Below are 24829 nucleotides of genomic sequence, written 5' to 3'. Positions count from 1 at the left end.
CGCTTGCGTCAAAATAGTCGAAAGTCCCAGGAATCCCTCGCGATGAAGCAGCGATCCTTTGCCTCCATGAGTTTCGAATCGAAGAAGAAGCCGACGCGGCGGGAGAAATTTCTCGGCGAGATGGACAAGGTCGTGCCCTGGGACGCGCTGCTGGCGTTGATCCTCGTCAGTTATCCGACAGCGGGCCGGCGTGGCCGACCGCCGATGCCGGCGGCCACGATGCTGCGCATCCACTTCATGCAGCAGTGGTACGCGTTGAGCGATCCGGCCATGGAGGATGCGTTGTATGAGATCGAGTCGATGCGGCGCTTTGCCGGGCTGGAATTGAACGACGATGCGATTCCGGACGAGACGACGATTCTGAAGTTCCGTCGCTTTCTGGAGCAGCACGGTCTGGCGGCGAAGATACTCGACGCGGTCAACGCCCACCTGGGGCAGCAGGGCCTGCTGCTTCGCCAGGGCACGATCGTGGATGCCACGATCATCCATGCGCCTTCGTCGAGGAAGAACCGTGACAAGAAGCGCGATCAGGACATGCATCAGACAAAGAAAGGCAACGAGTGGTTCTTTGGTATGAAGGCGCATATCGGTGTGGATGTGGAATCGGGCCTGGTGCACACGGTTACCACCACGCCGGCGAACGTGAGTGACGTCACGGAAACGGACAAGTTGCTGCACGGCGAAGAACGAACCGTTTATGCCGATGCGGGCTACCGGGGAGCAGAAAAGCGTGTAGCGAAGCGGGGGCTTATGTGGCACATCGCAGCGCAGCGCGGGAGAGTCAAGGCGATGCCTGAAGGTGCATGGAAAGAAGCCACCAAGCATGTCGAATACCTCAAGGCCGCGATACGAGCCAAGGTCGAACACCCGTTCCGGGTGATCAAGCGACAGTTCGGCTATCAGAAGACACGGTTCAAGGGGCTGGCCAAAAACACGGCGCAGGTATTGACGTTGTTTGCGCTGTCAAATCTGTGGATGGTGCGACGAACCTTGCTCCTGTCCGCAGGGGAGGTGCGTCTGTGACGCCGAACACAGGCGTTGATCAGGGCTCAGGCTGAACCAGCGACAGGGAAAACAGTACTTCCGCTCCTTCTTTGCCCGGCATCAACTGATGTGCATGCCGTTGCGTATAGACGTCCGTTTTATGCTTCATAGATCAGAGTATCCCTAGCGGAAGCGATTCGCCATCTGCTCCTAAAAGCGTGACTCAGCTTCCGGTAGTCCCAGTAACAGTTACCCTTCCTAGGGCTACGAGGACAGTTCCGCGAGCACCCGTGATACCCGTACCAATGATTGTTGCTCAAGTTGCCGTAGCTGGGTTGTTCTTCGTCGACTCGAACACGTTTAACGAATGGGCCTTCGATCACCATAGCTGCTACGGATCAATCAGCTGCGGTACAAGTGTTTCTCCGCTGGTATTTAACCTGCCTCCGGGCGTCTGGCCTGCGGACAAGGGTGCCGAGGAATGGGGCCGACGTAGTGGGCTAGGTACGGCTGAAGGGCGTCGTCGTTTTCATGGAATAAAGCAGAGCGACGGTACACACGGTGGAGGTAAAGCCGACTGGGGTGTCAATCCAGATACTGGCGAGGTCTACGATCCTGAAGGAGAGGTCTATGGAAACCTTGGCGACTGAAGTCTTGCTCGAGGTGTCGTTGTACATAAGCGGAAGAACGATGAGCATCGACGACGTATCGCTTGCATTAGGGGCAGCCGCGTCTAAAGCAACCCTGCGTGGCACACCGCGGACACGTGCTCCCGATGCGCCTGTTTACAACACTACAACGTGGCAGTTGGCTCGAAAGTCTCGTCATGCTGACGTGAGTAATGAGCTCCTTGCCTTGCTTCAGCAAATTAAGAGCAATGTACGTCCCGGTGAGCTGAAAAATGTGGACGAGGCATTCGTCGACGTGTTTATGGCCCAGACGGTCGCAAACGGAACGTTGGGTTCATCCATCGAATGCGAGCTGTCGCCCGAGGCACTTGATGCCCTGTCCAGGCTTGGCGCTCCCGTGCGCTTTTCCATGTGCAACGTAGAGCCGTAGTGGTGTAACGGATCATAGTTGCGGAGCAAAAGAGGAACCGATAAAACTGCGATAACATTTCATCCATGACGTTATGTGGATCGCCCACATCGTGGGCTCCTACATGAAAAAGGCCGGGCATCTTGGGATGGCCCGGCCTTTTCATTTCACTTGCTGGCGCGCTTATTCTTTCGTCAGGAGCTTCAGCGGCACCGCGATGGACTTCTCCACCGGCTGCTTGTCGATGAGCTTCTTCGCGGTTTCCACGCCGAGCTTGCCGATCTCTTCCGGCTGCTGCGCCACCGTGGCGGCCATGCTGCCGTTCTGCACGGCGGTCTTGCCGTCCGGTGTGCCGTCGAAGCCGACCACCAGCACCTTCTTGTTCTTGCCGGCCAGCGCCTGTACCGCACCGAGGGCCATCTCGTCGTTCTGGGCGAAGATCGCCTGGACGTCGCTGTTGCCCTGCAGGAGGTTCTCGCTGACCGAGAGGCCCTGCGCACGGTCGAAGTTGGCCGGCTGCTGCGCGACGATCTTCATGCCCGTGGTGGCCACTTCGTCGTCGAAGCCCTTGCCGCGCTCACGTGCCGCCGAGGTGCCGGCCACGCCCTGCAGTTCGATGATGTTGCCCTTGCCGTTCAGCGCCTTGGCCAGGTAGTCGGCCGCCATCTTGCCGCCGGCGATGTTGTCGGACGCGATGTGCGACGCGACTTCGGCACCGTCGACACCACGGTCGAGCGTCACCACCGGGATGTTGGCGCGCTGCGCGGACTGCACGGCACCAGCCAGGGCGGAGGAATCGGTGGGATTGAGCAGGATGACCGAGACGCGCTTCTGGATCAGGTCTTCCACCGACGAGATCTGCCGGGCCGGGTCGTCCTGCGCGTCCACGACCACCAGCTGCACGCCGGCGTCCTTGGCGGCTTTCTCGGCGCCGTTCTTCAGTTCGACGAAGAACGGGTTGTTCTGCGTCGACAACGCGAGACCGACCACGGGCGTGCCCGAGGGCGCGGCACCGCCGGCGGTGGACGCCGCCGCCGGCGCGGATTCGCCGGGACCTTGCTGGGAGCAGGCGGCGAGCAGCGTGGCCGCGGCCGCTGCGAAGAAAGTGAGCTTGCGCATGGTGTGTGTCCTCGTGGGGGTTACTGCCGCCTGTCGAGCAGGACGGCGATCAGGATGACGATGCCCTTCACCACCTGCTGGTAGAAGGAGCTGACGCCGAGCAGGTTGAGACCGTTGTTGAGGAAGCCGATCAGCAGGGCACCCACCAGCGTGCCGAACAGCCAGCCGCGGCCGCCGGACAGGCTGGTACCGCCGAGCACCACGGCGGCGATCGCGTCCAGCTCGTAACCGGAGCCGGCGGTGGCCTGCGCGGAATAGAGGCGCGAGGTGAGTACCACGCCGGCAAACGCGGAGAGGAGACCGGACAAACCGTAGATCGCCAGTTTCATCGGCGAGATGCGCACGCCGGACAAGCGCGCGGCTTCTTCGTTGCCGCCGATGGCCACGACGTGGCGGCCGAACACCGTGCCGCGCAGGAGGAACGCGCAGACGACGAAGGCGACGAACATCCAGATGACCGGCAGCGGCACCAGGTTGGCGACGTAGCCACCGCCCAGCAAGGCGAATCCGGGATTGGTGACGGGGATGGGACTGCCCTGCGTGTACGACAGCGTGACGCCGCGCAGCAGGGTCATCGTGCCCAGCGTGGCGATGAAGGGCGCCACCTTGCCCCACGACACCAGCACGCCGTTGACGATGCCCAGCAGCAGGCCGAGGCCCAGGCCGGCGCCCACGGACAGCACCATGCCGTGGCCCGCCGCCATCAGGCCCGCCGTGACCGCGCCGGTGAGGGCGAGGATGGCGCCGACCGAAAGATCGATGCCGCCGGCCAGGATCACGAAGGTCATGCCGAAGGCGATCAGCGCATTGATCGACACCTGCCGCAATACCGTCAGCAGGTTGCCCGTGGAAAGGAAATCCGGGCTCATGATCGAGAGGACGATGAAGAGCAGGATCAGGCCGATCACCGAGCCGAGGCGCTGCATGAGCGTGGCGGCGCGGCTCCAGTCGAGGGGGAATGTCATGTCACTTGCCTCCGGTCGCGGCGGTCATCACGGCTTCCTGGGTGGCGCCGTGGGCATCGAGCAGGGCCGTGGCACGACCTTCGTGCATGACCAGGATGCGATCGCTCATGGCGAGCACTTCCGGCAGTTCCGAGGAGATCATGAGAATGGCCACGCCCTGTTCCGCGAGTTGATTGATGATGTTGTAGATCTCGGCCTTGCCGCCGACGTCGACGCCGCGCGTGGGTTCATCCAGGATGAGCACGCTCGGTTTCAACGCCAGCCACTTGGCCAAAACCACCTTCTGCTGGTTGCCGCCGGAGAGCGCGCGGACATCCAGTTCCATGTCGCGGGTGCGAATCTTCAGGGCGTCGATAAGGCCGCGCGTCTGTTTTTTCTCGCCCGGCCGATCGACCAGGCCGGCATGCGAGGGCACACGCGGCAGGCTGACGTTTTCGCGCAGGCTCATGTCCAGCACCAGGCCCTGGGCCTTGCGGTCTTCGGTGACGAAACCGAAGCCGGCCTGGATCGCTTCGGTGGGCGTCTTCGGGGTCATCGGCACGCCGTCGAGCGACACCGTGCCCGCCTCGGTCCGGTCCAGGCCGAACAGCAGGCGGGCCAGTTCGGTACGGCCCGCGCCGAGCAGGCCGGCCACGCCCAGCACTTCGCCCGCATGCAGGTCGAAGCTCACGTCCTTCACCATGCCGCCGGTGAGGTGCTCGATCTTGAGCCGGACCGCGCCGATGGATGCGCCGCGCGTGGGGAAGCGCGCCTCCAGGGTGCGCCCTACCATCATCTTCACCACCTCGTCGAAGGCCAGGCCCTCGACATCGCGCGTGCCGACGAAGTGGCCGTCGCGCAGGATGGAGATGCGATCGCACAGCGCGAAGATTTCTTCCATGCGGTGCGACACGTAGACGATGCCGGTGCCCTGCGCGCGCAGTTCGCGGATCAGGTTGAACAGTGTGCCGGTTTCGCTTTCGGTCAGTGCGGCGGTCGGCTCGTCCATGATCAGCACGCGCGCGTTCTGGCCAAGCGCGCGTGCGATCTCCACCATCTGCTGCTGGCCGACCGAGAGGCGTTCGATCCGTGTATCCGGATCGAGCCGGGGCATGCCGACGCGGGCCAGCCAGGCCAGTGCGGTGCGCGTCATCGCCTTGCGGTCGAGCAGACCGAACCGTTGCAGCTCGCGACCCAGGAACAGGTTGTCCGCGATGCTGAGCGACGGGATGAGATTCAGTTCCTGGTGGATGATGGCGATGCCGTGTTTCTCGGCATCGGCGGGCGAGGCGATCGTCACCGGCTGGCCGTCCACCTCGATGGTGCCCTGGTCCGGCGCGTAGATCCCCGTGAGGATCTTCATCAGGGTGGATTTGCCCGCGCCGTTCTCGCCCATCAACGCGTGCACTTCGCCGCGGACGAGTTCGAAGGCCACGCCTTCCAGCACCTTCACCGGACCGAACGCCTTGTGGATGTCCTGCATCCTTACCAGTGGTGCGGGTGCGCTCATCAGAAGGTCACGCCGGCATGCAGGATGATGTTGGCGTACGGCGCGGCTTCGCCCGTACGGACCACGGCGACCGCGCGACTGCACAGCCGCTTGAAATCCTCGTGGCTGACCTCGGAACGTTCGAGGCCTCCCTGCGAAAGGCGATCGGCCAGCGCGACCATGGCCGGGTTGCGCTCATGGATCTCTGCCGCCAGGGTGAAGGCCTCCACCGCCAGCTCCGTGTAGACCGCCTCGAACACATCCATGAAGCTCGGCACGCCCGGTAGCACCGCCAGGTCGATGCAGCGGACGCCTGGCGGCACGGGCAGGCCGACGTCGGCGATCACCAGCGTATCGGTGTGCCCCATGGCCGCGATGACGCGGTTGAGTTCGGCATGCAGCAGGCCGTGACGTCTCATCGATGGGTCTCCAGGAAGGTCGCCACTTCGTCGGCGCGGGGCATGCCACCCTGGGCGCCCAGCCGTGACACGGCGATCGCGGCGGTGGCGCAGGCCTTGCGCACCGCCTCGGCCAGCCCCTCGGCAAGGAACACGGCGAGCGCGGCGTTGAAGGTGTCGCCGGCGCCCGTGCTGTCCACTGCCTCGACCGCAAACCCGGCCTGGTGGTGCGGCGTGTCGTCGGTGTCGCGGAACCAGGCTCCCTCGGCGCCGCGGGTTAGCACGACCGGGCACGGCGCCAGGCGCATGAGTTCGCGGAAATCGGTGTCGCCGGGCTGGCCCAGCACCGTGGCCAGCTCGTGCTGGTTGGGCGTGAGGAAGCGCACGTGCGTCAGCCACTCGCGCGGCAGCGGTTGCGCGGGTGCGGGGTTGAGGATGACCGGTACGCCCTCGTCGTGCGCGATGCGCAGCGTGGCCTCCACGGCGTCCAGCGGAATTTCCAGCTGTACCAGCAGCGCGTCGGCACCGCGGAAGGTTTCGCGGGCGGCTTCGACATGGGCCGGCGTGACACGACCGTTCGCGGCGGGCACCACCACGATCTGGTTTTCGCCGCCGGCCACGGTGATGGAGGCGGTGCCACTGCCGATGCCGGCCACACGCGTGACGTGGGTGACATCGATACCTTCCGCGACCAGGCCGTCGTAGAGCTGCGTGCCGAACGCGTCGTCGCCCACGCAGCCCACCATGCTCACCGAAGCGCCCAGCCGCGCCGCGGCCACCGCCTGGTTGGCGCCCTTGCCGCCGGGAATGGTGAGGAAGCGTTCGCCGGTCAGCGTTTCACCCGGCGCGGGAAAGCGCGGTGCGAGCGTGACCAGGTCCATGTTGATACTGCCGACGACAACGATTCGCGTCATGCCTGAAGGTGCTCCGGGAAGTGACCGCGCAACGTCCGTGCTGTCGCCGGGTGGGATGGCGCGCAAATATACGCCTTTGCGCGTGTGTTGGCTTTCACACGCGCGCCGTCGTCAGCGCGACAGGCCCCTGGCGTCCAGTTCGGCGAGGTAGGCGGGCCACGACGTTTCGTAGGCGCGGCCGAGGTCGTAGAGGGTGTCCCAGCCGAAGATGCCGCTGGCGTGGCCGTCGTCGAAGCGGATCAGCACGCCGTAATGGCCGGTGGGCTCCAGTGCCGTGATCCCGACCTCGCGCTTGCCGTGCACCAGCACCTTCTGGCCCGGGCCATGGCCCTGGACCTCGGCGCTGGGGGAGTTCACGCGCAGGTATTCGCACGGCAGCTCGAAGCGCTCACCGTTGTCGAAGACCACGTCGAGCCGGCGAGACGCCGCGTGCAGGATGATGTCGAGGGGACGCGGGCGGGACATGGGCAGGGTACGAAAACCGTGTAGGAGCGCACGATGTGCGCGAATCAGCGTGTCCGATAGACAGACGGCCGGCACGTTACGCATACGTCCATCACGGACGTTTTATCGCGCACATCGTGCGCTCCTACATGGCCTATCGGGGCATCAGGGCGCGCGGCCGAAACCGTCGCCGGTGCCCTGCTCCAGCGGGGGCGGCGTGCCGGCCACGGCGAGCAGGGAGGTGGCGTAGGCGTCTTCCATGCTCACGGTGGAGACTTCATCCCACGAGAAGAACGACGGCTCGCGCAGCCATTCCGCGTCGGGGGTGATCTCCTGCATATTGAAGCCATCGTCTTCCACGCTGACCAGCCGGCCGATGTAGCAGACCTCCGACTCTTCCTCGCTGTCGACATGCACACCGATGACCGGCGCGTGCGCCGCGGCGGCCTGGATGACCTGCGAGATGTCGTCGAGGGGGAAGTCGGCCGGCGGCGTGGGCTGGATGCCCTTCAGTGCCAGCGCCTTCTCGAGGAAGCCGGCATGTTTGTCCGGCGCCTCGAATTCGGAGATGTCGCGGTGCCGCATGATGTACATGCCGTCGTAGCTGACACCGTCGCCGATGACCCACAACAGGAAGAACTCGCGGCCGACCCCGCCGACATAGCCGCAGAAGCTGCCATGCTCGAGTTCGCCGCGCCACAGACGTACCAACTGGCGGCTGTCCTGCGCTTCACGCAGGCTGGCTCGCTGGCCGTTCGTTTTGAGTTGAATAACCTTGCCCATATACGTCAACAGTTTAGCAGATGGGGTGCCGTTCGATGTTTAGAGGATGTAACGGCTCAAATCCTCGTCCTTGACCAGCGAAGCCAGGTTTTTATCGACATATTCGGCGTCGATCAAGTAATTTTCGCCGGATTTATCCGCAGCTTCGAAAGAGATCCGCTCCAGCAGCCGCTCCATCACCGTGTGCAGGCGACGGGCGCCGATGTTCTCGGTCCGCTCGTTTACCTGAAACGCCACGTCGGCCAGGCGATCCACGCCCGTGTCGGTGAACTCCAGCGTGACGCCCTCGGTGTGCAGCAGCGCAACATATTGCTTGGTCAGGGCGTTGTTCGGCTCGCGCAGGATGCGCTTGAAGTCGTCCACCGACAGCGCGCTCAGCTCCACGCGGATCGGCAGGCGCCCCTGCAGTTCGGGGATCAGGTCGGATGGCTTGGCCAGCGAGAACGCGCCCGACGCGATGAACAGGATATGGTCGGTCTTGATCGAACCATACTTGGTCGACACGGTGGAGCCTTCGACCAGCGGCAGCAGGTCGCGCTGCACGCCTTCACGGCTCACACCCGCCCCACCCCATTCCGAACGCTGCGCGACCTTGTCGATCTCGTCGATGAAGACGATACCGTTCTGCTCGGCGATATCCACGGCGCGGCTGCGCAGTTCCTCGTCGTTGAGCAGCTTGCCGGCTTCTTCTTCCACCAGCAGCGGCCGTGCCGCGCGAATGGTCAGCTTGCGCTTCTGCGACTTGGCGCCGCCCATGTTCTGGAACATCTTGCCCAGCTGCTGGCTCATTTCCTCCATGCCCGGCGGGGTCATGATCTCCACGCCCACGTTCACCGCGAAATCCAGTTCGATCTCGCGGTCGTCCAGTGCGCCCTCGCGCAGTTGCTTGCGCAGCTTCTGGCGGGTGTCGCTGTCGATGGCGGTGACGTTGGAACCGGTGTCGTCCCAGCCGGTGGCCGCCTGGCGCCTCGGGAGAAGTGCATCCAGCAGGCGATCCTCGGCGGCATCCTCGGCCTGGCTGCGCACGCGGGTCTTGGCCTGGTCGCGCACCAGCTTGTAGGACACATCGGCCAGGTCGCGGATGATCGATTCCACATCCTTGCCGACGTAGCCCACCTCGGTGAACTTGGTGGCCTCCACCTTCACGAACGGCGCGTTGGCCAGGGTGGCCAGGCGACGCGCGATCTCGGTCTTGCCGACGCCCGTGGGGCCGATCATCAGGATGTTCTTCGGCGTGACTTCCTCGCGCATGCCCGGTTCCAGCTGCATGCGCCGCCAGCGGTTGCGCAGCGCGATGGCGACGGCTCGCTTGGCATCGTTCTGGCCGATGATGAAGCGGTCCAGTTCGTTGACGATCTCGCGGGGGGTGAGTTCGGACATGGGTTCAGAGCTCTTCGATCGAGGTGTTGTGATTGGTATAGATGCAGATGTCGCCAGCGATCTTGAGCGCTTTCTCGACGATGGTGCGTGCGTCCAGTGCCGTGTTTTCCATCAGGGCCAGGGCCGCCGACTGGGCGTAGGGCCCGCCGGAGCCGATGGCGATCAGGCCGTGCTCGGGCTCCAGCACGTCGCCGTTGCCGGAGATCAGCAGGGACGCCTCCTTGTCGGCCACGGCCAGCATGGCTTCCAGGCGGCCCAGGCGGCGGTCGGTCCGCCATTCCTTGGCCATCTCCACCGCGGAGCGCGTGAGGTTGCCGCCGTGCTTGACCAGCTTCTCCTCGAACAGCTCGAACAGGGTGAAGGCGTCGGCGGTGGCGCCGGCGAATCCGGCCAGCACGTCGCCCTTGCCGAGGCGTCGCACCTTGCGGGCGTTGGCCTTCATCACGGTGTTGCCGAGGGTGACCTGTCCGTCACTGCCGATGACGACCTTGCCGTCGCGGCGGACGCAGACGATGGTCGTTGCGTGCATCGGGTCCATAGCGCGTTCCTTGGGGGAGTCGGCTAGAGGTGGGGATGGCGCGGGAGGGGTGCAAGGTCGGCCCTCGCGGAGGATGCGGGTCGGCGCGTGCCTAGTCGTGCTTGCGCTTGGCGCGCGGGTGCGCCGCGTCGTAGACCCGGGCCAGGTGCTGGAAGTCGAGATGCGTGTAGATCTGCGTAGTGGCGATATCGGCGTGGCCGAGCAGTTCCTGCACGGAACGCAGGTCGCCGGAGGATTCCAGCATGTGGCTGGCGAAGGTATGCCGGAGCATGTGCGGGTGCACGCGCTTGGCCTGACCGCTGGACAGCTTGACCATGCGCAGCTGCACGGCCCGCGGCCCGATCGGTCCGCCGCCACGGCCCTTGAACACCGGCTGTTCCGGCCCGGCCTCGCCCAGGGCGGCCAGGGCGCGCAGCGCCGCCACCGCGAAACGTCCCACGGGCAGGATGCGTGTCTTGTTGCCCTTGCCCAGTACGCGTACCTGGCCGTCGTCCAGGTCCAGGTCGCCCCAGCGCAGGCCGCACAGTTCGGACAGGCGCAACCCGCTGGAATAGAACAGTTCCAGCATGGCCGAGTCGCGCGGGGCCAGCGAACCGCCCAGCGTGGTCTCGACCAGCTCCTTGGCTTCGTCCGCATCCAGCACCACGGGCAGCTTGCGACGCACCTTGGGGCCGCGAACGCCGGCCGTGGGGTCGTGGGCGAGCTGGCCCTCGCGCGTGAGGTAACGGAACAGCGTGCGGAACGCGGACAGCAACCGTTGCAGGCTGGTGGGCTCCAGTCCCTTCGGCCGCTTGCCGTCCTTGTCCGGCGGCGGCCGGTGCAGGCGGGCGGTCAGCGAGCGCAGCCGGTCGGGCGTCAGCTCGTCGAACGAGGCCAGACGCTCGGCCTCCATGTACGCAACCAGCTTGTCGAGGTCGCGACGGTAGGCCGCCAGCGTATGCGGCGACGGCGCCCGCTCGGCCGCGAAGTGCCGCAGGAAGGCCTCCACCGCCTCGCGGGGGGTCACGCGGCCTTCCGCGCCCGTTCGATGGCGGAGCCGACCGTGGTCGAGATCATGTTGAGGAACAACGTGCCCATGCCGGGGTGGAAGCGATCCGCGTCGGCACTGCCGATCGCCAGGATCGCATCGGGTCCCACGCGCATGAGCGCGGCCGATCGCACCTCGGGGGCGTCGTCGCCAAACAGCCGCTGCAGTTTTTCCGGCGCGAGGCGCCCGGCTACCGGGTCGCCGTGCTCGAGGAACGAGGTGAATTCCGGCAGGCCGGCGGAGCCGCGCGGTTCGCGCAGCAGCCAGGGCTCGTCGGGCAGGCCGGCCAGGTTGCCGAAGAAGACCAGGCGGACGCGCTCCGACTGGAAATCCTCTTTCAGGCGGTGGACCACGTTGCGGACCGTTTCCTCGACATCGCGCGCGCTGAGCAGGGCCAGCATCAGCCCATGCACACGACGCATCAGGGTCTCGTTGTCGCCGGCGATACCGGTGAGCTCCTTCAGGCGGCGCTCCAGCTCGGCGTTCTTCTCGCGCAGCCCGCGCAGCTGGTGGACGGCCAGCGACGCGGCGGGGCCGTTGCTGCTGGGCAGCGTCAGCGCGTTGGCCAGGTCAGGATAATCGGCCAGGAAGTCCGGATGCCGCCGCAGGTAGGACGCGACGGTGGTTGGCTTGATGTCGCCGTCGATCGCGGTATCGGTCATGGGTGTTTCCTCGGTCGCATGCGTGCGGGTAGACAGGAGCCGACCCGGAATGGAAGCAGTGTGCCGCGTTATGGCGCGGGCGTCACACCTCGCCTTCGAAGACGAAGGCGGCGGGGCCGGTCATCCACAGCGTATGGCCGGGGCCTTGCCACTCGATGGTGAGCGAGCCGCCGGGCAGCTCCACTTCGACGACGGGCCCGGCCAAGCCGAGCGCGTGCGCCGCGGCGGCGGCGGCACAGGCGCCGGTGCCACAGGCCCGGGTCCAGCCGCTGCCACGCTCGTGCACACGCAGCCGGATGCGCCCCGGTCCCGAACGCTGGGCAAAGCCGATGTTGGCGCCCTCGGTGAACACGGCATGGGTGGTCAGTCGCGGACCGAGGCGATCGACACGGGGATCGTCGACATCGTCGACGAACACCACGGCATGGGGGTTGCCCATGGACACGGCGGCGAAGCTGACGTCCTCACCGTCCAGGGCCAGCGTATAGGTGGCCTGCGCGGGACGGTCGAGCGGCACGGCGGCGGGCAGGAAGTCCGGCTCGCCCATGTCGACGCGAACATGCCCTGTCGCCAGCACGCGCACCGTAACCGGGCCCGACGGGCTTTCCAGCCGGATATCCGTGTCGCGCTCGATCGCCCCGTCGCGGTAGAGCCACGCGGCGACGCAGCGCACGCCGTTGCCGCACTGGCCGGACGGGCTGCCGTCGGCATTCCATATGCCGTAGTAGAACGCGCAGGACGCGTCGCGCGGTGGCTCGATGCTGATCAGCTGGTCGAAGCCGATGCCGGTGTGGCGATCGGCCAGGGCGGCGATGCGGGAGGGCGCGGGCACGCGTCCCGCATCCTCGCGCCAGTCGACGATCACGAAATCGTTGCCGATCCCATGCATCTTGGTGAAGCGCGACGGCATGGCGGGATTACGGCTGGACGGAGGAGTTGAACGGTGTGCGTGCCGTGCTGGCCGGTGCCGGCGACCCGGCGGTGGTGGTCGCATGGGCGGGCTGCGCACCGGCTTGCGGCGTCACCGCCCCGGCGGGCGCGGGCGGTGGCGGGAAATAGAGGTTGCCCTTCTGGCCACAGCCGGACAGGCCGGCGGCGAGCGTGGCGGCGAAGGCGACGGGCAGGATCAGTCGGCGCATGGGCTTCTTTCCCGGAAACGGCGGCCAGTATAGCCCCGGCCCGGTCAAAGCGCCTTTTCGAAGCGCAGCGCGTCCGTGCCGTCGGCATAGTAGGCCGTGTACGCCCCGATCCGTTCGTAGCCGAGGTGCTCGTACAGGTCGATGGCCACGGTGTTGTCCGTGCGGACTTCCAGCCGCAGCACCCGGCAGCCGCGTGAGCGTGCGGTGTCTTCGGCGGCGTGGATCAGCGCCGACCCCACGCCCTTGCCCCGCGCCTGTGGCGTGGTCGCCAGCGAATACAGACGTGCCACCGTGGTGGCCTTGCGGAAGAACACCACGGCGGTTCCCAGGAAACGCCGATGGTTGGCACTGGCTACCAGCACCAGCGCAGTCTGCGAGTCCAGGTGCTTGCGGTACTGGGCACGGCTCAGCCGGTCCTGCGCGAAACTGGATGCCTCGAGTGCGACGAGATCGTCGAGATCGCTGACCTCGGCGCGTCGAACGCGCACCGCGGCGGTAACCGGGGGTGGACGCATGCGCTTGGGGACTCCGGCGCTGGAGGAAGGGGAACGGCTTGCGGCCGTGCGGGGATACGGCAAGCGCGGCACTGTAGACCTCGGGCTGCGGCGGATCAATGACTTTTTCATGAATTCGATCATAGGAACGCGCGTGCCCCGCTTGTGCGGGGCGGCACCGCGGCACACACTGCGCCACCGGTGAAACGCGCGGCTCCCGGTGGAGCCTGTACGAAGCCTTCGCCGTCCATCGAGGTCACATGAGCCGGCTCGTCATCGTCGTGGAAAAAGCCTCCGACTGGGGCTCGTACTATCCGTCCGCGAACGTCGTCAGCGCCATGGACTACCTGCGCGAGCCGATCGGCAGCGACGACGAGCGCGCCCACGTCATCAACCTGTGCCGCAGCTACAAGTACCTGGGCACGGGCTATTACGTATCGCTGCTCGCCGAAGCGCGCGGGCACAAGGTCATTCCGTCGGTGCGCACGGTGAACGATCTTCGTCGCCGCTCGCTCTACGGCCTGGACATCGACGACCTCAACCAGAAGCTGGCCAATTTCCTGCCCGCCGGCGGACGCGACACCACCGACTTCGGCGTGCTGGTGTACTTCGGCGAGACGGCCTACCCGGACCTGCAGGATCTTGCGAGGCAACTGTTCGAGATATTCCCCTGCCCGTTGATGCGCATCGAGTTCCATCGCGAGCGCATGTGGCAGGTGGCGGCGATCAAGCCGGTGGGCCTGCATACGCTGGACGACGCGCAGGAAGACGCGTTTGCCCAAGCGCTGGACAAGTTCTCGAAGAAGCTGTGGCGCAAGCCGCGCGCGCGACGTCGCTACCGTTACGACATCGCGATGCTGGTGGACCCCGACGAAGCGATGCCGCCGTCCAACAAGAAGGCGCTGAAGCAGTTCATCGAGGCGGGCAAGCACCTCGGTATCGAAGTGGACCCGATCGGCAGGAACGACTACCAGCGACTGGCTGAGTACGACGGCCTGTTCATCCGTGAGACCACCGCCAGCGACAACCACACCTATCGTTTCGCCCACCGTGCCGAGAAGGAAGGCATGGTGGTGATGGACGACCCGACATCCATCCTGCGCTGCACGAACAAGATCTTCCTGAACGACCTGATGGTGGCGCGCAAGCTGGCCACGCCGATCACCGAGATCATCTACCGCGACGACCCGCGGCGCCTGCGTGAACTGCCCGATCGGCTCGGGCTGCCCATCGTGCTGAAGATTCCCGATGGGTCGTTCTCCCGCGGCGTGGTGAAGGTGGAAACGCGCGAGGCGTTGCAGAAGGCCGCCGGCGAACTGTTCTCGCACAGCGCGCTGCTGATCGCGCAGGAATACCTCTACACGGAGTACGACTGGCGTATCGGCGTGCTCAACCACGAGGCGCTGTACGCCTGCCAGTACTTCATGTCACGCGGCCACTGGCAGATCTACAACCACGGCGCGAAAGGCACGGCCAAGTCCGGTGGCTTCCGCACCGTGCCCGTGCGCGAGGCGCCCCCCGAAGTCGTCAAGCTGGCGCTCAAGGCGACGCAGACCATCGGTGATGGCCTATACGGGGTGGACCTGAAACAGGTCGGCGACCGCCCGGTGGTGATCGAGGTCAACGACAACCCGTCGATCGACGCGGGGGTAGAGGACGCCTACCTGGGTGAAGACCTCTACCTGCGGATCATGCAGGAGTTCCTCCGCCGCCTGGAGCGCAAGCGGCTGGGCATCCACGCCTGACCCTCGGGTCACCGACGGAACAGCGACGCCAGCAGTTGCAGCGGCAGGCCCGGTTTCATCGCCACCAGCACGCTGGCCGGTGCCAGCAGCAGCCAGAACGCAGGCGTCCAGCCCAGCGTGTCGCTGTGCCCGGACAACGGCGTGACCAGCAAGACCAGGGCGCCCAGGCCCATCCAGGCCATGGCGATCAGTGCACGGATACGGCGGGGCGAGAGCGTGTCGTTCATGGCGGGCTTCCGGGGGACGAGGTGTCGATGGACAGGCTAGGTGCCGCCCGTCTCACAGGCCGCGACGCGTTGACCCGCTTTTGATCCCCTCGGGCGGAAGCTGGACCCATGAACAGAATCCCGATGGCGTTACTCATGGCGGCCGGCATGGCCACGGCTTCGTGCGCGGCCGACGCACCGCTCAAGGCGGTGGACCACGTCGACCTGCCGCGCTACATGGGCACCTGGCACGTGATCGGCGCCATCCCGAACATGTTCGAGAAGGGCAAGGTCGCCACGGCGGACGAATACCGCCTGAAGCCCGATGGCACCATCGAGAACATCTACCATTACCGGAAGGGCTTCGATAAACCGGAGAAGACCTGGAACGGCAAGGCCTGGCTGCCCGATCCCAAGGACACGGCCCGCTGGAAGGTGCAGCTGCTGTGGCCCTTCCGCTCCGACTACATCATCCTCGCGCTGGATCCGGAGTACCGCGTGACCATGGTCGGCCTGCCCTCGCGCAAGCTGCTGTGGATCATGTCCAAGGACAGGACGCTGGAAGAGGGTGCCTATCAGCGGCTGATCGACCAGGCACGCCAGCAGGGTTTTCCGGTGGAGCAGATGCGCAAGGTGCCCCAGCGCGCCGAGGATGTCGGCAAGCCGGGATTCCAGTGACGGTTGCTGACCGGTAACGGTTGCTAGACTGCGCCCCCACGGACGCGTGAGTCCGGATCGAGAGCCCAGGAGCCTCCATGAGCGCTGAAGCGCATCGTTACGCCGTGTTCGGTCAGCCGATCGCGCATTCGCTGTCCCCGCAGATCCATGTGGCTTTCGCCGAGCAACTGGGTATCCGGCTGGGCTATGAAACCATCGATGCGGCGCCGTCCGGGTTCGCGGACGCCGTGCGCCGTTTCTTCGACGACGGTGGCCTGGGTGCCAATATCACCCTGCCGCACAAGGAAGCCGCTTTCGCCCTGGCCCAGGAACATACGGAGGATGCCTCGCGTGTCGGCGCGGCCAATACGCTCACCTCGCTGGTCGGCGGCCGGGTCCAGGCGCACAACACCGACGGCAGCGGTTTCGTGCGCGACATCACCGAACGCCATTCGCTCGACCTGCGCGGTCACGACGCCCTCCTCCTGGGTGCCGGCGGCGCGGCTAAGGCGGTGGCCTGGGCCCTGCTCGATGCCGGCGTGAAGACGCTGACCATCGTCAACCGCACGCCGGAGCGAGCCGACGCGCTGGCCGATGCCATCGGCGAACCGGCGCGATGCCATACGCGCTACTGGGATGGCCTGGACGGCGAGTGCTTCGATCTCGTGGTCAATGCGACGTCCATCGGCGTCACCGGCGGCAGCTTCGACCTGCCGATGTCGATCCTGCAAGATCACGCCACCTGCTACGACCTGTGCTACGGCACGGCCTCGGCCAGCTTCAAGGGCTGGGCTACCGCCGCCGGTACGCACTATTTCTGCGATGGTCTTGGCATGCTAGTCGAACAGGCCGCCGACGCGTTCGAACGCTGGCATGGGCAGCGGCCGGATACCGATCCGGTGTACGAGGCGCTTCGCCAGCGCTTCTGAACGGGGACGTCGCAGCGTCTTTCGTGCCCGAGGCTTACTGCCCCTTCGCTTTGGCCGCCCAGCCGGCGGGCAACTGGCCCAGGCCATGTTTGTTGAACTTGCGCTGCACGTATTCGCCCAGATCGGACTTGCCCTTGGCCTGACCGCGGAGGGCGGCTGCCACGGCTGCGCTCATGCGCGACGTGGCAATCTGCCCGACGAGTGCGTGTCCACCCTGCTTACGCAGCTTCTCCACGGTGTCCATCTGCGGGAACAGAGACGTGAGGTGGGCACCTAGCCCCCTCATGTCCAACGCCGTGTTTTCCTGCTTGGCTTGCCACTTGCGCGCCATGGCCTCTGCCATGATGCCTGTCCCCACGTCGTGCGTCGGCACGTTGAGCGCCTCCTTTCCGAAGGCGGTCGTCGTTTCGTTGAAGCGGAGCAGGCTTGCCGTGACTTGCGCCTGATCGCTATAGGTCTTACCACGCCACGTATTCTTTCCCGGGGTGGGACTGAGCGAATCGCTGCCTCCTTTGACTAAGGCCTTGTTCGCTCGCCCGAGGTCGGAGGCGCCGTCCAGCCGTGGAAAGAGGTTCTTGTACGTGGTGCTCATGTCACCCGAGGGGGTGGCTATGTACTGCTCCCAGCTCGTACCCTTCGTCGGCGCTATCTGCGAGGTGCGGGTTTCGTACGTGCGCGCCGTGCTGCCTCCCGGACGAATCACGAAGGGCTGGGATTCCCACGTCGCCGACTGGAGGGTCTTCAGCTTTTTCACCCGCACCGTTTCCTCCGGATGGAAGCCGCCCCTGAACGAGGTGTCGGGCGTCGGCAGCTTCACGCCATCGGGGACTGGTCCCAGGCCGTGCTTGTCGAACTTGCGTTTCACGTAGCCCTCGACGTCCGCCACGCCCTTGTTGGTCGCGCGTAGACCTGCCTTGCGCGCAGCGAGCCGTCGCGACTTCTCCACTTGCTGAAGTACCGTTGTAACTCCGTGTTTGCGCATCTTCTCGACAGAGTCGAGTTGCGGATACTTCCGCTTGAGCCTGGTGTGCAGATGGCTCGTATCCAGCGTGGTCTGCCTGCTCCTGGCCGCCCACTTGCGCCCGAGCACCTCGGCCATCATGCCAGCGCCCACGTCGTGCGAGGGGTGGTCGATCGCCTCGCCGCCAAAGGCCGTTGTCGTCTCGTTGATACGAAACAAGCTGGCTGCCGTGCTTGCCGCCTTCTCAGCGAGCGTCGAAGGCGAGAGCCCCGTACCCGACACCAGCGCCTTGTTGGCGCGGGTCAGCTGGTTCACGGAATCCATGGTCGCGAACAGCTCGACGTACTTGGTGCTCAAGGTACGGAGCGGCGTCTTCGCCACGTGCTGGGTCCATGTCATGCCCTGACTGGGCATGGCATGCGTGGTGGTGCCTTCGTAGACGCCGAACAACGATCCTTGCGGCCGGATGACGAAGGGCTGCATCTGCTGGATGAAGTCGTGTGCCTGACTCAGACTCCGCGCCTGCGGCATTTGGGTCGGGTTGAGCGCACCCGTGAACGAGCGGAAATCCATGGTCCCCTTCCCTTTGCCCGGATCGGGCCATGCTGTGTCCAGCAACTAATCTAGGACAGACATGACCGGCCCGGGAAAGGTTGGCGCACGGATTGCCGAATTTACAGGACGGTCTCGTGCCCGCTAAGCCCCGGTGCCTTGGCCTGCGGTCGCCCGTGTGCCTGGCGGCCGCATTGCGTACCATGCCTGTCCACTCGCCACGTTTGCCTGCCTGGATGTCGATCCACTGTCGCCTGGGCTGCGGTGCCTGTTGCATCGCGCCCTCCATCAGCTCGCCCATTCCCGGCATGCCTCACGGCAAGCCGGCCGGCGTGCGTTGCATCCAGCTGACCGAGGACAACCTGTGCGCGATCTTCGGGCGGCCGGAGAGGCCGAAGGTGTGTGGTGGGTTGCGGGCGGAGGTGTCGATGTGTGGTGGTGATCGGCAGCATGCGTTGCGGTGGCTGGGGGAGCTCGAGGCCGCTACGCGTTGATCGCGGACATCGTCCGCTCCTACCGGGCTGCCGAGGGTTGATCGCGGACATCGTCCGCTCCTACGGGGATCGGTGCGATCTGGCTGGTGTCGGCGGGATGTGGGTGCAGGATATTGCGATGTTACGTCGTCAACCAGCCGTCATCTGCGGGTAAAGCGGCGTACATGCGCAACCGTGAGTCTCACGGGTTTACTCCTGAAGGGGATCGACCCGATGTCGTTCGCACGTGCCTCGCTTCGCCGTACCGCTCTCGCCACGGCGCTGGCCCTGTCCCTGCATGCCGGCCTGGCCCAGGCCGCCGATGACGACAAGGCGGCTCCGGCCGCGGATGTCGCCACCACCAGCAAGGATGCGAAGCAACTGGACGCCGTCTCCGTGATCGCTCCTGGTGAAACCCGCCAGGTGCAGAGCATCGGCACGGAGGAGATCCTTCGTCAGCAGACGCCGGGTAGCAGCGCGTTGAAAGCGCTGGACAAGTTGCCGGGCGTGCAGTTCCAGTCGGCCGACCCGTGGGGTGCGTACGAGTGGTCCACGCAGATCACGCTGCACGGCTTCGACCAGTCGCGCCTGGGCTTCACGCTGGACGGCATCCCACTGGGCACGATGAGCTATGGCGTCAGCAATGGGTTACAGGTGACCCGTGCGATCACCTCGGACAACCTCGCCACCGTGGAACTGGCGCAGGGCGCCGGCGCGCTTGGTACCGCGTCCAGCACCAACCTCGGCGGCACGGTGCAGTTCTATTCGGCCGATCCGGACATGACCCCGGGCGTGCGCTTCAACCAGGTGATCGGTTCCGACGCCACAAAGCGCACCTTCGTGCGCGCGGACAGCGGCGACCACGGCGGTTTCTCGATGTACGTGTCGTTCGACCATGCCGATACCGACAAGTGGAAGGGCTACGGCGACCAGAAATCCAACCAGGCGAACCTGAAGGCGCTGTACCAGTGGGGTGACGGCAACCGCGTCAGCCTGTTCGTGGACAGCAGCAAGCGTAAGGAATACGACTACATGGACCTGTCCCTCACCAGCCAGAAGGTGCTGGGCTGGGACTTCGACTACTCGCAGCCGGACTGGAACACGGCCGTGGGCATCGCCAATGCGCTGAACGGCAAGGGCGCGTACCCCGCCTCGCTGAACGGCCTGCCGGCCGACTACGACAAGGGCGACGCCACGTACTATGCGGGCGGCGGCATCCGTCGGGACACGCTGGCCGGCTTGTCGGGTTCGTTCAACCTCGGTGGCGCCACGCTCGACACCACGGGCTACTACCACGCCGACCGCGGCGAGGGTCAGTGGGCCACGCCGTACCAGGCCTCGTCGCCCACCGTGCCGCTGTCCATGCGTACCACGGACTATGGCCTGGACCGCTACGGCGTGACCTCGGCGCTGAAGTTCACGCTGGGCAACCACGATCTGGAAGTGGGCGTGTGGGGCGAGGACGCCAACACCAACCAGGAGCGCAACTTCTTCACGCTGACCGGCCCGTACACGGCGCTGTATACGTTCTACAACGACCAGGCGCCGTTCCTGCGCGGGTTCCTTCAGCATTATGAAACCCGCACCCGCATGGGCTACGCGGAGGATACCGTCCACCTGCTGGACGACGCGCTCACCATCAACTTCGGTGCGAAGTCGCTGAGCGTAACTACGGATGCGACCTCACTGGTGCCGACCAGCGCCTTCGCGCAGGGCCAGATGAAGGCGAGCAAGGGCTTCCTCCCGCAGGCCGGTATCGACTACAAGCTCGACGCCAACCAGGACGTCTACGGCTCGTATGCGAAGAACATCGCGGCCTACGGGTTCACGCCGTTCGGTACCTCGCAGGCGTCGTTCGATGCGGCCAAGAGCCAGCTGAAGCCCGAGGAGTCGCAGACCTGGCAGGCCGGCTATCGCGCCCATGGCGACACCTTCGAGGCGTCGGTGGGCGTGTTCTACACGCGCTTCGCGAACCGCCTGCTCGTGACCACGCCGTGCCCGGCCGTGGTCACCTGCGCCTCCTCGCTCAACAACGTGGGTGACGTGAAGAGCAAGGGCGCGGATCTCGCCTTCCTGTGGAAGCCGGTAGACGGCCTCAGCTGGCTCAACTCGCTCTCGTACAACGACTCGAAGTACCAGGACGACTACCAGAGCTCCGGCACGGTCCCCACCGCCGACAAGTACGTGGTCGGTGTGCCGAAGACCATGTTCTCCAGCTCGATCAACTACGCGTTCTCGGGCTGGCGCGCCAACCTCGAGGCCAAGTACACGGGCCGTCGCTACATCACCTACACCAACGATTCCTCGGTGCCTTCCTACTGGGTAGCCAACGCCGGCATCGCCTACGACTTCGGCGTCGTGTCGGTGTTCAAGGCGCTGAGCATCGGGGCCAACGTGACCAACCTGTTCAACAAGCACTACTTCGCGTCGACGGGCACCAACGGTTACCAGGCGTACGACGCGCAGGGTTACAACCAGACCTTGATGGCGAGCGCGCCGCGGCAGTATTTCGTCAACCTCGACGCGCGTTTCTGAGATAGCCGCGACCTGCCGTCGCGGTATTGCAACAGTCCGGCGGCACCATGGCCCGCCCGCGGGGGCCGTCCGACAGGGGGACGGCCTGGTTGCGGGCGGTCCTCCCCCGGATATCCCCATGTCTAAGCTATCCATCGCCGCGGTGCCCCGCCGCGCGATCCTTACCCTCGCCATCGCAGTCGCGGCGGTCGCGGGTACCTTGGTGTTCATCATGCAGCAGCGGTCGCATGCCATGTCCACCCCCAGCCTTGACGATATCGCGACGCCCGCCCCCACCGCGGGCGCCGACGCTTCAGGCGTGACCATTCTGCTCGGGCTGGCGCGCGATGCCACGCGTGACGGCCGGCTGATCGCTCCCGAAGGCAACAACGCCTACGAGTACTACCTCAGCGTGCTGCAGCTGGACGCCAACAACGCCACCGCCCAGGACGCGTTGCGCGAAACGCTGCCGTTCGCCTCCCAGGAAATCGAGCGGCAGATCAACCGTCGGGAACTGCAGGACGCCCGTCGCGAGATCGCCCTGCTGCGCGATTACGACCCGACCAACTACACGCTGATCATCCTGGGGGCCAAGCTCGATGCCCAGCAGCAGGTGGTCACCGCCGAGGACGAGGCGCGGGCCGAGCAGATGCGGCGCCGTAACGGCTGACCGCGCCGCGGACAGGGCGCGGGGTTAGAATCGCGCCATGTCGAATCCGATCCGGCCCTTCAAGGGCATCCTTCCCCGCCTCGGCGCCCGCGTGTATGTCGACCCGGCGTCCACCGTCATCGGCGATGTCGAGCTCGCCGACGATGTCTCGGTGTGGCCGGGCGCGGTGGCTCGCGGCGATGTGCACCATATCCGTATCGGCGCCCGCAGCAACCTCCAGGACGGCGCCATCATCCACGTCACCCACGATGGTCCGTACAGCCCGGGCGGTTTCCCGACCCTCATCGGCGAGGACGTCACCATCGGCCATGGCGCGGTGATCCACGCCTGCACTATCGAGGACGCCTGCCTGATCGGCATGCACGCCACCGTGCTCGATGGTGCCGTGGTGAAGAAACACGGCTTCGTCGGCGCGGGCACGGTCATTCCGCCCGGCAAGGTGGTCGGCGAGCGCGAGCTCTGGCTGGGCAATCCCGGCAAGCTGGTGCGCGTGCTGAGCGATCGGCAGGTAGAGCAGTTGTATTACTCGGCGGCCAATTACGTGCGCCTCAAGGACGACTACCTGGCCTGATCGCCCCTGAATGCCGGGGCGGGCCCCACGTGTTGCCGCTTGATTTGCCTCCGCGCGGGCTCCACGCTGGGCGCCTGAGAGGAGATGAACCCATGGATACCCGCACCAATCCGCTGTTGGACCCGCAGGCCCTGCCGACGTTCTCGGCCATTCGTCCCGAGCACGTCGAGCCCGCCATCGACAGCCTCATCGCCGCCGAGCGCGCCGCCATCGATGCCATCGCCGCGGCCGGCGCGCCGCGCGACTTCGAGCACGTGATCCTGGCCCAGGAACGCCTGGACCAGGCCATGTCGCGGGCCTGGTCGCCGGTAAGCCACCTGCACTCGGTGGCCGACTCGGAGGCCCTGCGCAAGGCGCACGGCGCCGCGGAAGAGAAACTCACCGAACACGGCATGGAAGTGGGCCAGAACCGCGACCTCTACGCCGCCGTGCAGGCCGTGGCCGACCGGCCGGATTTCGCCGGCCTGCCCGTCGCCGCGCGTGCGGCGGTCGAGCACGCCCTGCGCGACTTCCGCCTGTCCGGCGTGGCGCTGGAAGAACCGGCGCGCACGCGTTTCCGCGAGATCGGCGTGGAGCTTTCCCGCCTCACCACCGAGTTCTCCAACGCCGTGCTGGATGCGTCCGAGGCCTGGCACAAGCACATCACCGACGAGCGCGACTTGGCCGGCATCCCCGCTTCCGGACGCGCCGTGTTGCGTGAATACGCCCGCGAGGAAAAGCTCGACGGCTATCTGGTCACGCTCAAGCAACCCAGCGTCCAGGCGGTGCTCACCTACGCGGAGAACCGCGACCTGCGCGAGGCGGTCTACTACGCCTACCAGACCCGCGCGTCCGACCAGGGCCCGGACAAGGGCAAGTTCGACAACTCCGCGCGCATCGAAAAAATCGTCGCGCTGCGGCACGAGGCCGCGCAACTGCTCGGCTTCGCCAATGCGGCCGAAGAGTCGCTGGCGACCAAGATGGCCACTTCGACCGACGCGGTGTTGACCTTCCTGCGCGACCTCGCGGCCCGTGCCAGGCCGGTGGCGAAGAAGGAACTGGAAGAACTGCGCCGCTTCGCCGCCGACGAACTGAAGATCGACAACCTCGAACCCTGGGACGTGGGTTTCGCGGCCGAACGCCTGCGCCAGCAGCGCTATGCGCTGGACGAGGAACAGATCAAACCGTATTTCCCGGCCTCGGCCGCCATCGACGGCCTGTTCATGGTGGTGGAGCGCCTTTATGGCGTGCGCTTCGTGCCGCGCGACGACATCGACACCTGGAACAAGGACGTGAAGTACTACGACCTGGTGAACGCCGACGGCAGCGTGTTCGCCGGGGCCTACCTCGACATGTACGCCCGCTCGGGCAAGCGCGGCGGTGCCTGGATGGACGTGGCCGTGTCGCGCTTCCGCGACGGTGACGAACTGCAACTGCCGGTGGCGTACCTCACCTGCAACTTCCCGCCGCCCACCGACGGCGCGCCGGCCCTGCTCACCCACGACGACGTGCTCACGCTGTTCCACGAATTCGGCCACGGGCTGCACCACATGTTGACCGAGGTGGATATTCCCTCGATCAGCGGCATCGAGGGCGTGGAATGGGATGCCGTGGAGCTGCCCAGCCAGTTCATGGAGAATTTCGCCTGGGATCGCAACGCCCTGCGCGAGTTCGCCCGGCATTACCAGACCGGCGAGCCGCTGCCGGACGATCTGTACCAGCGGATGCTCGATGCGCGGCATTTCCATGCCGGCCTCTTCCTCGTCCGCCAGCTGGAATTCGGCCTGTTCGACTTCCTGTTGCACCGGGATTACGACCCGGCGGTGGGCGCGCGTCCCCTGGACGTCCTGGAGAAAGTGCGCCATGAAGTGGCCGTGCTGCATCCGCCGGCATGGCAGCGTTTTCCGCACGCGTTCACCCATGTCTTCGCGGGCGGCTATTCGGCCGGCTACTACAGCTACCTGTGGGCCGAGGTGCTTTCCGCGGATGCGTTCGAACCGTTCGAACCGTTCGAACAGGCCGGCGTGCTGGACCGGGCCACGGGCGAGCGCTTCCGGAAGGAAGTGCTGGCGGTCGGCTCCACGCGGCCGGCCCTGGACTCCTTCGTGGCCTTCCGTGGTCGCGAGCCGCGGCCGGACGCCCTGCTTCGCAGCTACGGCCTGGCCTGATCGCACGGCCCCGCGCGGCGTCATGGCGCCGCGCGGCTTTCCTTTACAATG

The 24829-nt window shown here is 65.9% G+C and carries 26 protein-coding genes; 10 read left to right on the top strand and 16 right to left on the bottom strand.

What is annotated here, in order from left to right:
- The first annotated feature begins 42 nt into the window (after nucleotides 1-42).
- Together AB8808_RS20790 and AB8808_RS20785 are read left to right on the top strand one after the other, a co-directional pair.
- Nucleotides 43-1023: an IS5 family transposase gene (locus tag AB8808_RS20790; protein ID WP_369925597.1), complete on the top strand. Its 981-nt coding sequence runs from the start codon at nucleotides 43-45 to the stop codon at nucleotides 1021-1023.
- A 651-nt stretch (nucleotides 1024-1674) separates the two neighbouring features.
- Nucleotides 1675-2043 carry a DUF4279 domain-containing protein gene (locus AB8808_RS20785; RefSeq protein WP_185754227.1) on the top strand — a complete coding sequence of 123 codons (369 nt, stop codon included), beginning with the start codon at nucleotides 1675-1677 and terminating at the stop codon, nucleotides 2041-2043.
- A gap of 162 nt (nucleotides 2044-2205) precedes the next feature.
- On the opposite strand, the gene rbsB is transcribed toward AB8808_RS20785, so the two are convergent.
- The 14 genes from rbsB to AB8808_RS20715 all read right to left on the bottom strand — a co-directional run bounded on the left by rbsB (nucleotide 2206) and on the right by AB8808_RS20715 (nucleotide 13374).
- Nucleotides 2206-3141: a ribose ABC transporter substrate-binding protein RbsB gene (gene rbsB / locus AB8808_RS20780; protein WP_036138706.1), complete on the bottom strand. Its 936-nt coding sequence runs from the start codon at nucleotides 3139-3141 to the stop codon at nucleotides 2206-2208.
- Nucleotides 3142-3161: 20 nt separating this feature from the next.
- Nucleotides 3162-4106 (bottom strand): ABC transporter permease subunit, encoded by a 945-nt coding sequence (locus AB8808_RS20775; protein WP_036138709.1) that lies wholly within the window; start codon nucleotides 4104-4106, stop codon nucleotides 3162-3164.
- A gap of 1 nt (nucleotide 4107) precedes the next feature.
- A complete protein-coding gene (locus tag AB8808_RS20770) occupies nucleotides 4108-5595 on the bottom strand; it encodes a sugar ABC transporter ATP-binding protein (protein WP_369925593.1) in 1488 nt (495 codons plus the stop codon).
- Nucleotides 5595-5993 (bottom strand): D-ribose pyranase, encoded by a 399-nt coding sequence (gene rbsD / locus AB8808_RS20765; RefSeq protein ID WP_369925591.1) that lies wholly within the window; start codon nucleotides 5991-5993, stop codon nucleotides 5595-5597. Before rbsD ends, AB8808_RS20770 begins: the two co-directional genes overlap by 1 nt.
- The gene (gene rbsK / locus AB8808_RS20760) at nucleotides 5990-6886 is read right to left on the bottom strand and encodes a ribokinase (protein WP_369925589.1); all 897 of its coding nucleotides are present in this window, start codon (nucleotides 6884-6886) and stop codon (nucleotides 5990-5992) included. The genes rbsD and rbsK overlap by 4 nt, the downstream gene beginning before the upstream one ends.
- A 111-nt stretch (nucleotides 6887-6997) precedes the next feature.
- A complete protein-coding gene (locus AB8808_RS20755; protein WP_285403422.1) occupies nucleotides 6998-7351 on the bottom strand; it encodes a gamma-butyrobetaine hydroxylase family protein in 354 nt (117 codons plus the stop codon).
- Nucleotides 7352-7495: 144 nt separating this feature from the next.
- Nucleotides 7496-8113, bottom strand: coding sequence for a hypothetical protein (locus AB8808_RS20750; RefSeq protein ID WP_036138719.1), 618 nt, complete (start codon nucleotides 8111-8113; stop codon nucleotides 7496-7498).
- Nucleotides 8114-8152: 39 nt separating this feature from the next.
- Complete coding sequence (hslU, locus tag AB8808_RS20745) at nucleotides 8153-9493, bottom strand: ATP-dependent protease ATPase subunit HslU (protein ID WP_036138721.1); 1341 nt, start codon at nucleotides 9491-9493, stop codon at nucleotides 8153-8155.
- Nucleotides 9494-9497: 4 nt separating this feature from the next.
- Nucleotides 9498-10031 carry an ATP-dependent protease subunit HslV gene (gene hslV, locus AB8808_RS20740; RefSeq protein WP_285403419.1) on the bottom strand — a complete coding sequence of 178 codons (534 nt, stop codon included), beginning with the start codon at nucleotides 10029-10031 and terminating at the stop codon, nucleotides 9498-9500.
- A 91-nt stretch (nucleotides 10032-10122) separates the two neighbouring features.
- A complete protein-coding gene (locus AB8808_RS20735; protein ID WP_369925585.1) occupies nucleotides 10123-11037 on the bottom strand; it encodes a tyrosine recombinase XerC in 915 nt (304 codons plus the stop codon).
- Nucleotides 11034-11720, bottom strand: a complete 687-nt coding sequence (locus tag AB8808_RS20730) for a DUF484 family protein (RefSeq protein WP_369925582.1) — start codon at nucleotides 11718-11720, stop codon at nucleotides 11034-11036. Before AB8808_RS20730 ends, AB8808_RS20735 begins: the two co-directional genes overlap by 4 nt.
- Before the next feature lie 82 nt (nucleotides 11721-11802).
- Complete coding sequence (gene dapF / locus AB8808_RS20725) at nucleotides 11803-12630, bottom strand: diaminopimelate epimerase (RefSeq protein WP_369925580.1); 828 nt, start codon at nucleotides 12628-12630, stop codon at nucleotides 11803-11805.
- 7 nt (nucleotides 12631-12637) lie between these two features.
- The gene (gene lptM, locus AB8808_RS20720; RefSeq protein ID WP_285403415.1) at nucleotides 12638-12859 is read right to left on the bottom strand and encodes an LPS translocon maturation chaperone LptM; all 222 of its coding nucleotides are present in this window, start codon (nucleotides 12857-12859) and stop codon (nucleotides 12638-12640) included.
- Between the two features lie 44 nt (nucleotides 12860-12903).
- Nucleotides 12904-13374, bottom strand: a complete 471-nt coding sequence (locus AB8808_RS20715) for a GNAT family N-acetyltransferase (protein WP_036138737.1) — start codon at nucleotides 13372-13374, stop codon at nucleotides 12904-12906.
- A gap of 239 nt (nucleotides 13375-13613) precedes the next feature.
- Between AB8808_RS20715 and AB8808_RS20710 the strand changes: the two genes are divergently transcribed.
- The gene (locus tag AB8808_RS20710) at nucleotides 13614-15098 is read left to right on the top strand and encodes a RimK family ATP-grasp domain-containing protein (protein ID WP_369925576.1); all 1485 of its coding nucleotides are present in this window, start codon (nucleotides 13614-13616) and stop codon (nucleotides 15096-15098) included.
- A gap of 8 nt (nucleotides 15099-15106) precedes the next feature.
- On the opposite strand, the gene AB8808_RS20705 is transcribed toward AB8808_RS20710, so the two are convergent.
- Nucleotides 15107-15325, bottom strand: coding sequence for a hypothetical protein (locus AB8808_RS20705; protein WP_036138742.1), 219 nt, complete (start codon nucleotides 15323-15325; stop codon nucleotides 15107-15109).
- A gap of 108 nt (nucleotides 15326-15433) precedes the next feature.
- On the opposite strand from AB8808_RS20705, the gene AB8808_RS20700 reads away from it, so the two are divergent.
- Nucleotides 15434-15982 carry a lipocalin family protein gene (locus AB8808_RS20700; RefSeq protein ID WP_369925574.1) on the top strand — a complete coding sequence of 183 codons (549 nt, stop codon included), beginning with the start codon at nucleotides 15434-15436 and terminating at the stop codon, nucleotides 15980-15982.
- Between the two features lie 77 nt (nucleotides 15983-16059).
- Nucleotides 16060-16890, top strand: a complete 831-nt coding sequence (aroE, locus tag AB8808_RS20695) for a shikimate dehydrogenase (protein WP_369925573.1) — start codon at nucleotides 16060-16062, stop codon at nucleotides 16888-16890.
- Nucleotides 16891-16924: 34 nt separating this feature from the next.
- Here aroE and AB8808_RS20690 read toward each other — a convergent pair whose 3' ends face one another.
- Nucleotides 16925-18424: a hypothetical protein gene (locus AB8808_RS20690; protein ID WP_369925572.1), complete on the bottom strand. Its 1500-nt coding sequence runs from the start codon at nucleotides 18422-18424 to the stop codon at nucleotides 16925-16927.
- A 215-nt stretch (nucleotides 18425-18639) separates the two neighbouring features.
- On the opposite strand from AB8808_RS20690, the gene AB8808_RS20685 reads away from it, so the two are divergent.
- From AB8808_RS20685 to AB8808_RS20665, 5 genes are all read left to right on the top strand, one after another.
- On the top strand, nucleotides 18640-18897 hold the full coding sequence (locus tag AB8808_RS20685; RefSeq protein WP_506193236.1) for a YkgJ family cysteine cluster protein: 258 nt from the start codon (nucleotides 18640-18642) through the stop codon (nucleotides 18895-18897).
- A gap of 213 nt (nucleotides 18898-19110) precedes the next feature.
- Nucleotides 19111-21411: a TonB-dependent receptor gene (locus tag AB8808_RS20680; RefSeq protein ID WP_369925571.1), complete on the top strand. Its 2301-nt coding sequence runs from the start codon at nucleotides 19111-19113 to the stop codon at nucleotides 21409-21411.
- A gap of 118 nt (nucleotides 21412-21529) precedes the next feature.
- Entirely contained in the window at nucleotides 21530-22060 is a 531-nt protein-coding gene (locus AB8808_RS20675) for an energy transducer TonB (protein ID WP_369925569.1), read from the top strand.
- A gap of 37 nt (nucleotides 22061-22097) precedes the next feature.
- Entirely contained in the window at nucleotides 22098-22631 is a 534-nt protein-coding gene (locus tag AB8808_RS20670; RefSeq protein WP_036138753.1) for a gamma carbonic anhydrase family protein, read from the top strand.
- A gap of 92 nt (nucleotides 22632-22723) precedes the next feature.
- Nucleotides 22724-24778, top strand: a complete 2055-nt coding sequence (locus AB8808_RS20665) for a M3 family metallopeptidase (protein ID WP_369925566.1) — start codon at nucleotides 22724-22726, stop codon at nucleotides 24776-24778.
- Nucleotides 24779-24829 lie beyond the last annotated feature (51 nt).

Source organism: Xanthomonas sp. NCPPB 2632, from assembly GCF_041228075.2.
Classification (GTDB): Bacteria; Pseudomonadota; Gammaproteobacteria; order Xanthomonadales; family Rhodanobacteraceae; genus Luteibacter.
The sequence above is the reverse complement of the archived record's forward strand: the minus strand, read 5'-3'. Positions and strand labels throughout refer to the sequence as shown.